Annotated in this window: 9 protein-coding genes and 2 pseudogenes; 3 read left to right on the forward strand and 8 right to left on the reverse strand. The window is 70.9% G+C overall.

Annotated elements, in window-relative coordinates:
• Positions 1-144 precede the first annotated feature (144 nt).
• Together BS83_RS22115 and BS83_RS22120 are read left to right on the forward strand one after the other, a co-directional pair.
• The gene (locus BS83_RS22115) at positions 145-384 is read left to right on the forward strand and encodes a ribbon-helix-helix protein, CopG family (RefSeq protein WP_037605325.1); all 240 of its coding nucleotides are present in this window, start codon (positions 145-147) and stop codon (positions 382-384) included.
• Positions 381-815, forward strand: coding sequence for a PIN domain-containing protein (locus tag BS83_RS22120; protein WP_037605326.1), 435 nt, complete (start codon positions 381-383; stop codon positions 813-815). Before BS83_RS22115 ends, BS83_RS22120 begins: the two co-directional genes overlap by 4 nt.
• Here the strand turns inward: BS83_RS22120 and BS83_RS47700 are convergent.
• The 7 genes and pseudogenes from BS83_RS47700 to BS83_RS48965 all read right to left on the reverse strand — a co-directional run.
• Positions 811-927, reverse strand: a pseudogene (locus tag BS83_RS47700) (ADP-ribosylglycohydrolase family protein); the annotation flags it as partial. The gene BS83_RS22120 and the pseudogene BS83_RS47700 overlap by 5 nt on opposite strands.
• Before the next feature lie 310 nt (positions 928-1,237).
• Positions 1,238-3,283, reverse strand: coding sequence for a hypothetical protein (locus tag BS83_RS22125; RefSeq protein WP_037605327.1), 2,046 nt, complete (start codon positions 3,281-3,283; stop codon positions 1,238-1,240).
• Positions 3,280-4,455: a VWA domain-containing protein gene (locus BS83_RS22130; protein WP_051943595.1), complete on the reverse strand. Its 1,176-nt coding sequence runs from the start codon at positions 4,453-4,455 to the stop codon at positions 3,280-3,282. Before BS83_RS22130 ends, BS83_RS22125 begins: the two co-directional genes overlap by 4 nt.
• Positions 4,455-6,884: a DUF5682 family protein gene (locus BS83_RS22135; protein ID WP_037605328.1), complete on the reverse strand. Its 2,430-nt coding sequence runs from the start codon at positions 6,882-6,884 to the stop codon at positions 4,455-4,457. The genes BS83_RS22130 and BS83_RS22135 overlap by 1 nt, the downstream gene beginning before the upstream one ends.
• Positions 6,884-8,005, reverse strand: a complete 1,122-nt coding sequence (locus BS83_RS22140) for an ATP-binding protein (protein WP_232248451.1) — start codon at positions 8,003-8,005, stop codon at positions 6,884-6,886. The genes BS83_RS22135 and BS83_RS22140 overlap by 1 nt, the downstream gene beginning before the upstream one ends.
• Positions 8,002-11,418: a DUF4132 domain-containing protein gene (locus tag BS83_RS22145; RefSeq protein ID WP_051945506.1), complete on the reverse strand. Its 3,417-nt coding sequence runs from the start codon at positions 11,416-11,418 to the stop codon at positions 8,002-8,004. The genes BS83_RS22140 and BS83_RS22145 overlap by 4 nt, the downstream gene beginning before the upstream one ends.
• A gap of 54 nt (positions 11,419-11,472) precedes the next feature.
• Positions 11,473-11,739, reverse strand: a pseudogene (locus tag BS83_RS48965) (WGR domain-containing protein); the annotation flags it as partial.
• Between the two features lie 203 nt (positions 11,740-11,942).
• Between BS83_RS48965 and BS83_RS42890 the strand changes: the two are divergent.
• A complete protein-coding gene (locus BS83_RS42890) occupies positions 11,943-13,256 on the forward strand; it encodes an ADP-ribosylglycohydrolase family protein (protein WP_063774213.1) in 1,314 nt (437 codons plus the stop codon).
• 36 nt (positions 13,257-13,292) lie between these two features.
• On the opposite strand, the gene BS83_RS22155 is transcribed toward BS83_RS42890, so the two are convergent.
• Positions 13,293-13,928 (reverse strand): hypothetical protein, encoded by a 636-nt coding sequence (locus tag BS83_RS22155; RefSeq protein WP_037605330.1) that lies wholly within the window; start codon positions 13,926-13,928, stop codon positions 13,293-13,295.
• Between the last annotated feature and the right edge of the window lie 16 nt (positions 13,929-13,944).

Consider the following 13,944-nt stretch of genomic DNA (forward strand, 5'->3'; position numbering starts at 1 on the left):
AACGACTGCGTCCGACGCCGTCCGTTCGACGTGACGTGTGGGCCGAGGGGGCGGTGGGGCGCGGCGGCGAGCCGTCTGGCCGCGTCGAAGCCGGGCAACGCATGAGAGCCAGCCGCACGCATATGGTGGAGGTACCATAACCCTATGGCACTGAAGAAGACCACCGTCATGGTGGACGAACAGGATCTGGCGCTGATCAAAGCGGCAGCAGAGCGTGAGGGCCGCCCCGAATCGGAGTACTTCCGCGAGGCCTTCCACCTCGCCGCACTCCGCACCCAGCGCTGGGACGAGGACTGGGACATCCCCCGTCTCGACTTCGGCCACCCCGTAAGCGCAGAGGAAATCCACGAGACCGTGTCCGACGCAGTGTCGGACCACAAGTGATCGTCATCGGCGACACCTCCGGCCTGGTCGCAGCGCTGAACGTCGCCGACCCCGAACACGAGGCTGCTCGGACCGCTCTGCGCGAAGCCGCCCTCACCGTGGTCTCCCCACTCGTTCTCCTGGAGATCGAGCACATCACCACGCGCAACGTCAGCCGCCAGGCCGCCCTCTCGGTCAACAACTGGCTGCTCAGCCAGGCACAGACGGGCCGGGTGGCCGTTCCCGGCCTGTCCGCCGACGCCCTGCGCAAGGCCCACAAAGTGCAGGACCGCTACGCAGGCCTGCGGCTGGACCTGACCGACGCCGTCAACGTCGTCCTCGCCGAACAATTCGACACCGAGTCCATCCTCACCCTGGACCGCCGAGACTTCCGCGCCCTCATGCCGCTGACCGGGAAATACGGCTTCCGTCTACTCCCCGACGATCGGTGACGTGAGTGACGGCGCCCGTGTCGCCTCCGAGATCAAGAGCCACACGAACCGCTTGCTCGAAGGAGTCAGCGGTACGCAGCGCCCAGACCGCGGAGCCAAGACAGGGCCAAAGACCGGCAGCCAAACACAACAACCTGATCAGCGCAGGGGCGGGTCGGCGGGGGCTACGGTGAGGTGCCTCGATGCACCGCCCGGCAGTTCCCAGCTCCCCAGCCGCGGGTTCGCGCCAGCCAGCCATTGCACCCACGTCCGGACCGGGAAACCACGCGTCGGCGAGCAGGTCAGCAGGTTTCCGGTCAGCGACACCGAGGTCACCGAGACGGCGGACCACGGGGATCGGTGCGCATCGCGTTCTCGCGTGGCGCCCAAGACCGGCGCGGCCGCTCCCACCGCCCGGCCGGCACGTCCTCGCGTCGCGCTCCTCAGGATGCGCGAGCTTCTTCGTGCAGTTCGAGACTCACGAGCAGGTGGATTGCCGCGTTTGCCCAGGCTACCCCCGTAGCCTCAACACCTTTCGCGTCCATCGTCGTGGAGATCGAATCGAGGAGCGCTGCCCCTGCGTGAAGTCCGGTTCGCCGGAGCTCCCTGGCTGCGGTGGCGAGCCCGTCGCGGGTGGCTTCTCCGAAGCCGCGAAGACCAGCGTGCGCGATGTCGGCGAGCATATCGAGCGCGGACTTGATGGCTTGGGTGATCGGGTCACTACTTCGGGGTGTGCCGATCCCGAGCGCGACCTTGCCATCGCCGGCAGCCAAGTCGGGGATGGTGAGGCCCTCGTCGCTCAACAGAGCCAGGGGGTCGAGCAGAGGGAGACCACCATCACGGCGCAGCAAGCCGCTGACGAACCGGACCCGCGATCGGCTCAAGGCGTCCGACAGCGCGTCGAGGCCGCCAGGGCAGGCCGGGTTGTAGTCGGCGCGAATCACCGCCTCGTTACCTGACGGATCGCGGACGACCGCCTCCAAGCGCTGCTGGGCAGGGTCGTACCCGACCGGCCCGACATCGGCGACGGCGAGCACCCGGGCCGTGTCCGCCTCCACCCTCGGCCTGATCAACCGCGGTGGCCGACCGTCCCAGGCGCGCATCTGGGTCGACAGGTCGCGGATCAGCAGCGGTTCCGGGAGGTCGGCCCATGCCGAGCCGACGGGGATGATGCTTGTGGCCGCGATGCGACCGCGTCCGATGGTCACGGACCGGCTGGGGCTGCGGGAGATGCTCTCGCTGACGACGTTGGATCCGGCCAGGTCCCGCAGTGCGGATCCGAGCAGGCGACGGGACGCGAGCTCGTGGCCGGTGAGCGCCCGGTCGTCCGGGATTTCCCAGTGCTTGCGGAGGACGAGGGCGATTCCCGCGTCGGGGTGGGCGAAGTAGACCTCTGCGGAACGCCGGTTGGGTGTCCGGCCGGTGATCCGGCAGCCTAGGGCGACAAGCCGGACCCGGCGCAGTGGGGTCTCGGACGGTTCCTGGGTGCCGAGCACGCTCACCCGGTCGGATCTGCCGGCGCGGCGGCGGGCGTGCAGTTCGGCCAAGAGGCGCGCGGCCTGGATGGGTTCGTAGGACGCGTCGCGGGCAGCGTAGGCCTGGATCTGCCTGCGCAGGTCCGCGAGGGTTGAAGCGGGCCAGTGGAGGGAAGCGCGGGTCAGCGCCGCGCCCATGCGCTCCAGTTGGGCGGCGAACACTGGGCTCGTGTGGGCGACTCCATCCAGCAGCAACTCGTCTGCCAGGGCCACGGCTTCGTCGAGCCGCTCCAGGCCGCTGTCCCTGCCCACGGCGTCTGCCGGCGTGGGTGGGCGTCCTCCGACAGAGACCATGGTCTCCGCGCTGACCGGCGGGGTGTCCCGGGTCAGCGCGGTGTTGTCATTCGGTGCCTCGTCGGCTGCCCGGAACGCCCAGACCGCCAGGGCGATCACCTCACCGCGCTGGAGTGCTGCGGCGTCGGTCAGGGCGTAGCCGAGCTCGTGCGGAACGGGGAAGCGCACCGTGCAGGTCGGCAGCTCGACCCACGGTGCGGGCTGCGCCTCCTCGGCTCGGTGCACGGTCGCGGAGTAGCCGCGCTCGACGGCGCGGCGGGCGGCCGCGACTGCCGGCCGACCGAGGACCGCTTCGAGCGTCTCGTCGTCGAACTCGGCGGGCGACCATACGGTCACGGGCGGGTCCTGCGGCTGCTTCGCCTTGTCGAGGGCCTGGAGACGCTGGTAGGCAAGCACCAGACCGATCCGGTGCCGGCAGACGCCGCTCGCTGGGCAGTCGCATTGGGCACCATCCAGGCCGACGCCGACTGGCAGGCGGGTACGAGTGCCGTCGGGATGGACGCCGACGACGGTCCCGTCCTGTTCGCTGCTGACCTGCGGCCCGGCGTCGGCGTCCAGGTCCTTGGCCGCTCGCTTGACCAGCCCCCGGTTGGCGAGCGAGGCGAGGGTCTCTGCGGTCAGGGCGAGGAGGTCTTCACGCAGTGGCGTGCTCGTGGTCATCGGCCCACCTTCTCTGCAACGAACTCGGCCAGCTGTCCCGGCGTCATCGCGCCCACGTGGGCTCCCGCTTCGGCCAGGCGTCCTGCCAGGTCTCGGTCGTAGACCGGGTCGGCCTCCTCGTCCAGCGCGGCGAGACCCAGCACGGTGGCGCCTTGTTCGACGAGTGCACGGACAGTGCGGACCAGTCGGTAGGGATCGCCGCCTTCGTAGAAGTCGGAGACGATCGCGACGATGCTGCGACGCGGGTTGTCCACCAGACCGGCGGCGTAATCCGCGGCTCGGGCGATGTTCGTGCCACCCCCGAGCTGGACCCCCATCAGAAGCTCGACCGGGTCGGTGACGTCCGAGGTGAGGTCGACGACCTCGGTGTCGAAGGCGACGAGGTGGGTACGCAGGCCCGGGAGGCTCCACAGGCAGGCGGCGGTGACGGCAGAGTGGATCACCGAGTTCACCATCGACCCGGACTGGTCGACCAGCAGGATCAGCTGCCACTGCTCCAGGTGCTTTCGGGTCCGGGAGTGGAAGCGGGGCCGCTCGATAAGAACGCGGCGCTGCTCCGGCTGGTAATGCGCCAGGTTGGCACGGATCGTGCCCTGGAAGTCGAAGTCGCGGGCCAGCGGGAGTCGGCTCGGGCGCCGTGAGCGGGAACCGGTGAAGGCCCGGCGCACCTCCGGCCGCAGCCGTTCCAGCAGATCGCGGACCACGGCCTCGACGATGCGCCGTGCCATGCCCAGAACTTGCGGGTTCATCAGGTGTTTCGTGCGCAGGACAGCTCGGAGCAGGGTGGGGTTGGGTTCGACTCGTGCGAGCACGTCGGGGTCGGTGACGATCTCGTGGATCTCGTACTGCTCGACGGCGTCGCGTTCGAGCCGTTCGATGGTCTCCTTGGGGAAGAGCCGGTAGATGTCGTCGAGCCAGTCCACTGCGGTGATCTGAGACGGGCCGTCGCCGCCGGTGCGACCAGCCGGCGTGGCGCGTCGCTCGCCGCGCTGCTCCAGGTCCGTGTCGCGGCCGTAGAGCCACTCGAGTGCCGCGTCGCGGGCGGCGGCCTGCGGGCCGAGCGGTCCGGTGCAGCGCTCGGCGGCTTGGCCGAGGATGAGCCGCCAGCGCTCCAGGCCTTCGTCGGTGGGGGCGGGCGCTCCGGCTCCGGCGCCGGCGTGGGGCGTGCTCATCAGTCAGCCCCCTGAACGGGCAGCTCGTGTCGGTCGAGCAGGCCATGCCGGTCGAGCAGCCGCTGCACGTTCTCCTCCAGGGTTCGGGCGCGTGCGAGGACCAGCGGGTCTGCGGAGGTCCGTAGCAGGGAGCGCGCCGAGCCGATCCGGCCGCGTCGCGCCAGCAGCCGCTCGGCGATGCGTTCGCGTTCGCGGGGTGGGAAGAAGGCGAAGGCCTGGCGCAGGGCGGGCAGGCCGATGAGGAAGTCGTCGCCGGTGAGGGCGGTCACGATCTCGTCGAGTGCGTCGAGCAGGGACGGGCGGTCACCGGATTCCGACGCCGTCCCTCGGCCGGTCACCTCGTCACGGGCCAGGGCGAACAGGCCGGCCAGCCAGTCGCCGAGCGTCTCGGGGGCGGCTGCGGCGAGCGAGCGGGCTTGCTGTGCAGCCTCGGCGTGCGAGCGGCCTTCGTGGCCCGACGGCACATCGCTGTCGGAGAGCCCGAGGGACCAGAGCAGTCCCAAGGCGGCGCCGCGCAGGTCCGCAGGTGCGGCGGTGTCGGCGGCGATCCGCGTGGCCGTGGCCATCGCCGTCGCGCGAGTGAGGGTCAGCAGATGCTCGGCGTGGCGCAGTGCGTCCCGGGCGGCGGCAAGGGCGCGAAGCCGGGGGAAGTCGACCCCTCCGGTTCCGTGGAGACCTTCGGCCAGCCAGAACACCCGCCCGACAGCCTCGTCGACGACGCGGCCGAACAGCGGATCGCCCGCGGTGCCGTACACGCGGTCGTGCCGCCACAGGTGCAGCGCTGTGGCCAGCACCTCACCGGCGGGACCGAGTTCGGCGACCGCGCCGACCCGCGTCGCCAGGGAGTCCAGCAACTCGGCGGAGAGGGTGTCCGCTCCACACAGCACCGCGTCGAAGAGCACGACCGACAGTGCGGCGACCGCCGCATCCGAAGCCGTTGCCGCGCTCACACCGGCCCGAGCGCGCTCGGCCAGCGCCACCGAGGCCGCCTGCGCCAGGCTGGCACCGTAGGCGCCCGCCTCGATCAGCGCCGCCTCACGACCCTGCGCCGGACTTGGATCCCACCGCTCGGTGAAGACCGGGTCCGCTCCGCCGGTCGGCCCAGCCGTGCGGGTATGGCCCGGAATCCCCAGGACGCGCAGCTGGTGCAGCAGCTGGCTTCGCCGCAATCCGGTCGGCTCGGTCAGGTCGTTGCTCACCGGCTCGCCGAGGACGACCCCGCACGCCTGCATCTGGGTCGCCACGTCGTGCACCAGCGGCGGGGCGGGCGTGTCCGGGTGCAACCGGCCGGTCCGCTCGCCGGTGCTCGCGGCGACCATGGCGACCACGGCCGGGTCGGTGCCGGGCATCAGGACACCGTGCCCTGTCCACGGGAGCGGCTGTTCCAGCGCCTCGTTGAGCAGGGCGCCTGCCAGCCCGTCGAGGACGTCCGTCCGTGCCGATGCCTGGTGGCCGCGCATCGCCGCGAGACCGGAGGCGAGAGTGCGGGCCGCGATGAGGTCGGCCGTCGAGACCGGCAGGCGCTCCTTCCGAAGCCGTGTGACGACCTGCTCCGTCAACCGGTCGGCCGCGGCGGCCGGGCCGTGGTCCCACAGGAGTTGGTAGTAGCCGGGGGACGGCATGCCGGACTGGTAGCCGGCGAAGGCGTCGAGCTGGCGAAAGGAGTACGGCACGAGGAAGCTGCCGCCCAGCGCCCCGGCCGCAGGTTCCGGGACCTCGGGCCAAGCGCTGTCCCTCTCGCCTGACGGCGAGCGCCCCTTTTCGGCTGCAGTCGCAGTCAGTGCCCGAAGCGCCGGTGTGTGGAACCCGCCGGTCACCACGAGCACGGGCCGCTCCCCCGCGTGCGCGACGGCAGCCCGGATCCAGGAGGCCATGTACTCCTCACGTGCCCGGTCGCCCGGCTCTGCCTGCGCGTCGCCGCGGACCAGCTCGAAGTAGGCATCGAGAAGCTGTTGCAGCCCGTCCGTGTCCTCCGGGCCAGCGAGTTCGAACAGCCGGTCCCAGAGCGCGTCGACAGAGTCCACGCTGAACCGTTCGCACAGCCGCCGCGTCGCCTCGGCGTAGCGCGCCTCGGCATCGGCGAAGCGGTTGGCCAGCGGCTCGGCCCGCTCGACGAACGCCGGATGCCAGGCCGGCAGATCAATGAAGCGCACCTGCGCCCCGGCATCGAGACCGGCGTGCAGGGCAACCCACTCGGGCGAGTAGTCGCACAGCGGCGTCCAGGACGTCGCCGTCCGCTCCTCGTCGCGGTAGTGGCTGAACACGGCAACCGGCAGCTCGTGGCCGAGTATCAGCTCGGCCAGCCGCGCGTTCATGTCGACCGGCCCCTCCACGAGCACGTACGCGGGTTGCAGCGCCGCGATGGTGCGGGCGACCAGCCGGGCGCAGGCCGGCGAGTGGTGGCGGACGCCGATGAAGTGGACGGACATCACTCGGCCAGCAGGTGTCGTGCCTCGTGAAGGGCCTGCCACTGGGGCCCGCGCCGGCGTGAAGCCTGCTGCTCCAGGAAGCGGCGCAGCCGGGCGAGGTCCTCCGGGCTGTCCTTGGCCGCCGTACCAGCCAGGCAGGTGACCACGTCGGCCGCGTTGCCGGCCTCACCCCGCAGAAACCAGCCACGCACGCCCACCGCATGGGCAACCGACACCGCCTCCGCAGTGCTCATCACGGCCGAGAGCCGCTCCCCGGAGGCCTGGTGGCCGCGCAGCTCGCGAAACGTTCCGACCAGCACCTCCAGCACGTCACGGTTCGGCGCAGCCTCGACCCCGGAGCGGCGCAACAGAGCGCCCGCCTCGGCCTCGACGAGCGCGAGCTCGGTCGCGAAGTCCGCGATGGGGAAGACCGTCTCGAAGTTGAAGCGCCGCTTGAGCGCGGCACTCATCTCGTTGACGCCGCGGTCGCGGGTGTTGGCGGTGGCGATGACGTTGAAGCCGGCCCGGGCGAAGACCATCGCATCCGGCCCCTCCAGCTCCGGCACCGCCAGCACCCGCTCGGACAGCAGCGAGAGCAGGCAGTCCTGCACCTCCAGCGGGCAGCGCGTGATCTCCTCGAACCGGACGATCCGTCCCTCCGCCATACCGCGGAGCATCGGCGCCGGAACGAGCGAGCGCGGTGACGGGCCCTCAGAGACCAGCAATGCGTAGTTCCAGGAGTACTTGATCTGGTCCTCGGTGGTGGCCGCGCCTCCCTGGACGGTCAGCGTCGAGGTGCCGCTGACCGCGGCCGCGATCAGCTCCGAGAGCAGCGACTTGGCCGTGCCCGGCTCGCCGACCAGCATCAGCCCCCGGCTCGTCGCCAACGTCACCAACGCCCGCTCGACCAGAGAGGCGTTACCGACGAACTTGCGGCTGATCCCCTCCTCCTCGTCCCCGACGATGAACCGGCGCGCGGCACGCAGGCTGAGCTGCCAGCCCGGCGGACGCGGGTCGCGATCGCCGTCGCGCAGAGCCGCCAGCTCCTCGGCGTAGCGGACCTCGGCCGGCGGGCGCTGCAGGCCCGCCTGCTCGTCCGGACCTGGAGCATTCTGGGCGACATCGATCTCGACGGCGGTCACGGGGCCACCTCCTCCAGGTCGGCCAGGAGCTCGGACGCGGCGACGGGGTCGAGGTCGCCGAACACGTGGGTGTAGTTCCACATGGGCCGGTAGTCGCCCGGTGCGCCCGCCAGCCAGACGGTGTCGAAGGTCTGGTCGGGGAACATGTCGACCACACCGACGGCTATGCCCATGTTCAGTTCGATGACCAGGTGGCAACCCTCGGTGATCTTCTTGGAGAACCAGCGCTCGACGCCCGCGTCCTGCGGCTCTCCGCGCTCCCACCCGCGCTTGGTCAGACCGAGCAGCCGCCCCACCGGGACAGTGCATCCCTCGAACCGGTGCAGGCGGTTGGCCGCCGCCTCCTCCGGCGTCAGACTCCGCACCGCCCGGCCCAGCTGGTTGAAGGGCTGCAGGATCTCGTAGTCGGCGAACAGCTCGGACCAGGCCGCAAGGGTGTCGCCCAGGTGAAGCGGGTGGGCCAGCCGGACGGTGGCGTCCTCGGCGAGAGTGAACTCGTCGTCGTTCACGTCGGCGAAGCTGCGGTCTTCAGCGATCCTGAACGCGGTGACCTCCGCGCCCTCGCCAGCGCCGGTGCCAGTGCCGGAATCGACTCCGGCGAGCCAGACCAGACGGCGCACCAGGTGCCAGACCAGCGGGTGCTGCACGAACAGCTCGCGGAATTCCCCGGCCGTCCAGCTCCGCTGCGCGACCATCGCTGCTTCCAGACGGCGGATCTGGTCGGACGCGATGGTACGGACGTCCTTCTTCAAGCCCATGAAGCGCTTGCGCTCAGCCGGAGCGAGCTCCTGGTCATCTTTGACACCCGGGACAGGCAGGTCCTTGCGACGCTTGCCGTCGGCGTCCAGCACGAATGGGCGCAACTGCTCGTCGAAGCCCACGGTGAAGCGGCGCGACCCGTAGTCGATGACCGTCGTACCGTCCGGCTCCAGGCCCAGATCAGGAACCAGACGGTCCGACAACTGGTCACCTGTGAGCCCGAGACCCTCGGCCACCTCGGTGATCTTCTCCTGCGCGCGCGCCTTGAGCGCCTTGAACTTCACCCGCTGCGCGATGCCGTGCAGGTGCAGCAGGGCCACGTCGCTGCCGATCTCGGCCAGCACGTTCAGCCCCTCGACCGCCCGGTGGTGCGCTCCCTGGCCAGGCCAGTCACGCAGGATCGGCGTCAGTCGGCGCACCGTCTCATCGTCGCCGAGCACCCCGAGGCTGTGCAGGATCCAGCTCTCCTTGGCCGGCATGGCCGCCTGGCGCCACTCCTCGAACAGGGCCCAGGCGAACGCCGACAGCGAGTCGGCGCGGCAGTTGTCGGTGACGACGGCCAGGCCGGCGTACGGATCGCCCGGCTTGGACAGCGCGAGCATCGTCAGCACATGGCGGACCGCGTCCTCCGGCAGCGCCTCGCCGGACGTCAGCAGGATCTGCGGCAGGACCGCGGGCTGCACCCAGGCGGGCAGCACCGGCATCCGCGCCGGAAGCGTGTTCTCCAACGGATCCGTGGCCAGACCCTCAGCGACGATCTCCGCCGCCTCGGCGCCGTAGCGCTCGGTTACAGCCGCCAGCACAGCGTCCGTGCCGTCGTCGGCTGCCACCAGACGCAGGGCCTGCTCGGCGGCCCGGCGTGCGGCACCCGTCTGACCGACCGCGTCCGGAACGAGCAGCAGGCCGGCGGCGATGCCGTGCCGGGCGAACCAGGAACGTGCGGTGATCTGAACGGACTTGAGTCGCACCATGCCGTCGGCCAGCACCCGCGCCGCACCGAGGTCGAGAACCGGCAACAGCAGGCGGGCGAGAGCGGCGGGCTGGCGCTCAGCGGCCCACACCGCCATCGGCACGGCGGCCACGTCGTACTTGGCAAGCACGGCGGGCAGCCAGTCGCTGCCACCCCAGAGCTCCTCGGGCCGCCACTTCTCCACCCAGGGCAGCAGCACGTCAGCCGGCCCCTGGAGCAGCAGACGGTGCGCGTACCAGAGGTTGCTACGAGAGCCTAGGTGCTTGGCGGCCTCCTGACCCCAGTTCGTCCCCTCCGGGTACTCCCACCCGAGATAGTCCACGTGCGACCAGCGTTCACGCTCACCCTCGCGCCACACCAGGGCCGAGGTGCTGTCCGGCTCCAGGCCGAGGAGGACGCGCGCCTTCCGCTGGGTCCGCGCGCGCGTCCACGGCGGGGACACCAGGAGGTCGGGCAGCGACTCCGGAGCGGCCTCGGCCACGCGCTCACGAGCACCGTCTAGCGAGCGCACCAGCTCGGCCGTCGTCGCGTCGAGCTGCGGCAGAATCGCCGGGAGCAGACCGCTGTTCAGCACCACATGCGTGTTGAGGAGCTGGCGCGCCGCCGGGGCGTTCTTGCCGTTCGTCAACGATGCCGAGGCGAGCAAGCGAACGGCCCGCACCGGGTACCGCTGCATCGCCTCCTGGAGCGCGGGCCGGACCTGCTTGTCGTCGAGCCGCGCGATCAGCAGCCGGAACGCGTCGTCGTGGGGGAACTGAGCCACCGCTGACGCGGTGGTGCGCAGCTGGTCGGAGCCGTAGGCCCGGTCCAGCGCCTCGTTCAGGAACGGCACGCACGCGGTGCCCAGACCGTCGGCGAGAGTCGCGATGAGCGCCACCGACCAGCCGTTCCAGGTCAGCTTGGGCGCCGGGCCGATGCGCTCGACCTGCGCGGAATCTCCCAGCGCGCAGAGCAGCAGCCCGCGCAGGTCGAAGGCCTCGTTCCCGTATTCCGGCTCCTCGTCGAGGCACTCCTCGACCCACCCGGGCACATCGGGTGCGAGATAGGACGTGAGAGCCCGCCGACGCGCGGTGGTCCGGCACTTCTCCAGTGCCGCGACCACCTGGGCGTAGGCCTCCTCGTTCGCGCAGGCGACCAGCGCACGCACCCGGTCCAGCTGCGGACGGACCATGTAGGGGGCGGTGTGCCGGGAACCGGTTCCCTGGAACCGCAGAGCAGGATCCGTGCGGACGGACCCGCGCTGCTGCCAGCCCGTCTCGACCTCAAACGTCTCGACCGCCGCCACGGCCGCGAACACGAGCCCGTGCCGCTCGATCCACGCGTCGACGAACGGGGATTCCTCCCAGCCTCCCCGCGACGTCCACGCCGGCGGCAGCATGCTCGCCACCGCGGCGGCCCCGAGCGGGTCAGCCTCCCCCTCCATATAGGCACGGGCTGCGCGCACGAGCACGGGGTGGGAGTGCGGGGCGGTCAGCGTCTGCTCGATCCACTCCTGCTCGGAGCTGATCCGCTCCACCGCCCGGGCGACGACTTCCGCACGCACCCCCGCGACATTGCGCACCACGCCGCCACGCCGCGGGTGCAGCAGCCGCCGCCAGGCGCTCGGCATCTGGAAGGTGTCCTCATCGGGCAGCGCGGCCTCCGGTGCCTCCGAGCTCTCCGCCCGTGGCAGAGGTCCGCTCATCGGGTCGATCACGGTCCCGCCAGGCCGAACAGCCGACGGGACGACCTCGAGGTATCCCTTCTTCACCTTCTCCGCGACCAGCTTGTCGAACTGGGCTCCAGCCGCTTCAGCCGACGCCAACGCCTTGATCTGCGTCCGCCCTTCGGTGCCGATCCGTCCGTAACACACCGTCACAGAGGCGCCGTCGACCGCCGCCTCCCAGAACTTCGACGACCCGCCCCCGACAAGCTCCCAGCGCCGCACAGCTCCTCCTCCACGCCGTGGCAAAACACCGGGTGCAGGACTCAACCGGTGATCAGTGGGCGCCACCCTAGCCGCCACCCCTGACAGACGTTTCGCGGGCCAACCTGTGACGTTCCGCTTCTAGGCACCCCGTCGCAGATTCGGTGCAAGGAGGCGGCCCGAATTGCCGTGATCTGATTCCGTTTAGGGTGTCGGGCTGCGGAGGCTGAGCCAGCGGACATGACCAACGAGCAGACAAACCCGTTGGTCGATGTGGGCCAAGGTTGGCAGGATGCGCGGCGATGGCCTTCCACTCGTACTCCTTCGACAGTCTTCCGACCGATCCCACCGCCACCGCGCGCGACGCTTTGAACGGCCTGGCCGTCGGCGACGCCTTCGGCGCCCAGTTCTTCGTCCCCGACAACCTCCCCGCCCTGCGCGACCAGCGGCTACCCGAGGCGCCATGGCCGTGGACCGACGACACCGAGATGGCCTGCTCCATCCACCAACTCGTCATGCACCGAGGCATGGTGGACCAGGACGAACTCGCGAACTCGTTCGCCGAACGCCACGACTTCGACCGCGGCTACGGCCCCGCGATGAACCGCCTGCTGCGCCTGGTCCGCCAGGGCAGCGACTGGCGCGAACTCGCAACCGGCCTGTTCGACGGGCAGGGCTCCTGGGGCAACGGCGCCGCGATGCGCGTCGCCCCTCTCGGCGCCCGCTACCCAGACGACGCGGAACGAGCAGCCCGGCAAGCCACCCTGTCCGCCGAGGTGACCCACACCCACCCCGAGGCCATCGCCGGGGCCGTCGCGGTCGCCGTCGCCGCCAGCCGCGCCGCGCAGGGCCGAGCCGAACCCGTGACGGGTGCCGACCTGCTCACCACTGTTCTGGACCTGACCCCGCCCAGCCGCGTCCGAGAGGGCATCGCGGAGGCGCGCACGCTCCTGGACCAGCCCCACGTGGAGCTCGCCGCCCACCGGCTCGGCAACGGACGCCAGGTCAGCGCGGTGGACACCGTCCCCTTCACGCTCTGGTGCGCCGCACAGCACTTGACCAGCTACGAAGCCGCTCTGTGGGCCACCGCCTCGGCCGGCGGCGACGTCGACACCACGTGCGCGATCGTCGGCGGCATCGTCGCCTCCCGTGTCGGCACCGAGGGCATCCCCGCCGTCTGGCGCGAACGCACCGAGACCCTGCCCGCCTGGCTGCACGGCCACGGCACCTGGGACACCGCCCACACCACCACGATTGCCGACCGCCACCCCTGCCCTTGCTGCGGACACCTCGTCCACGACGAACCGCGCGGCTCGTACGGCATCTGCCCGGTGTGCTTCTGGGAGGACGACCTGTCCCAACTGCGCTGGCCGACCACGACCGGGGCCAACCGCGTCTCCTTGATCGAGGCGCAGGGCAACGTGCAGCGCTTCGGGGCCTGCGATCGGCGCGGCCTGCGCTTCACCCGCCGTCCCCTCCCGGACGAGCCGCTCGACCCGCTCTGGCGGCCGATCGACCCTCAGCAGGACTCCTTCGAGGACGCCGACGATCCAGCGCCCTGGCCCGACTACCAGCCAGATCTCTACTGGTGGCGACCGTCGTTCTGGCGGCGATAATCCGAATGATCGGCAAGCAGGTCCGGCCTGGTCAGGTCAGTACCAGAGCGTCATTCCGGCAGCGCCGAGACCGTGCCGGGCGGCGTGACGCAGCACCCTCAGGGGGCCGCCAACCAGATCGTCCAGGTCGTGGTCGCTTCCGTCGGCCATCCCGGCAAGCCAGTCCCGGATGCGCTCCTCGACGGCGCTGCGGCGTCCCGGTGCGAGGTCGAGGGCGGCCTCCACTGCCGGAAGGGCTGCACGGACACCGGCCGCATCGAGCAGGAAGTCGCCGTGCCAGCCGGGGAGCTGGGACACCGCTGCGGGGCCGAGGCCGTAATGGAGTGCAGCAACGGGGTCTCCCTTGCGCGTCGACACGCAGAACAGGTCGACGCCCTCGCGCTGGGGGACGAGTTGCAGAAGTTCCTCCTTGACCGCCTCATGCCGCTTGTCCACGGAGCCCAGTGCGGCGAGGGCGTCCTGCAGCCGCAATGCCAGCTCCGTGGGCACAGGCCCGTACGGTCCGGAATCGAAGAACGACGCCGGGTCGCTCTCCTCGCTCCACCACTCCAGGTCGCCGTTGCGCTCAGGATCACGGAGCCCGTAGGAATCAGCGCCGGGAAGCTCCGCCTGGAGGCGGGCAATGCCGCCGTCCGGCACGACTCCGACCACCCAGAATCCGGTGACGCTCACGGCCTTCTCCTCTCCA

Origin of the sequence: Streptacidiphilus rugosus AM-16 (assembly GCF_000744655.1) — a bacterium.
Taxonomy (GTDB): Bacteria; Actinomycetota; Actinomycetes; order Streptomycetales; family Streptomycetaceae; genus Streptacidiphilus; species Streptacidiphilus rugosus.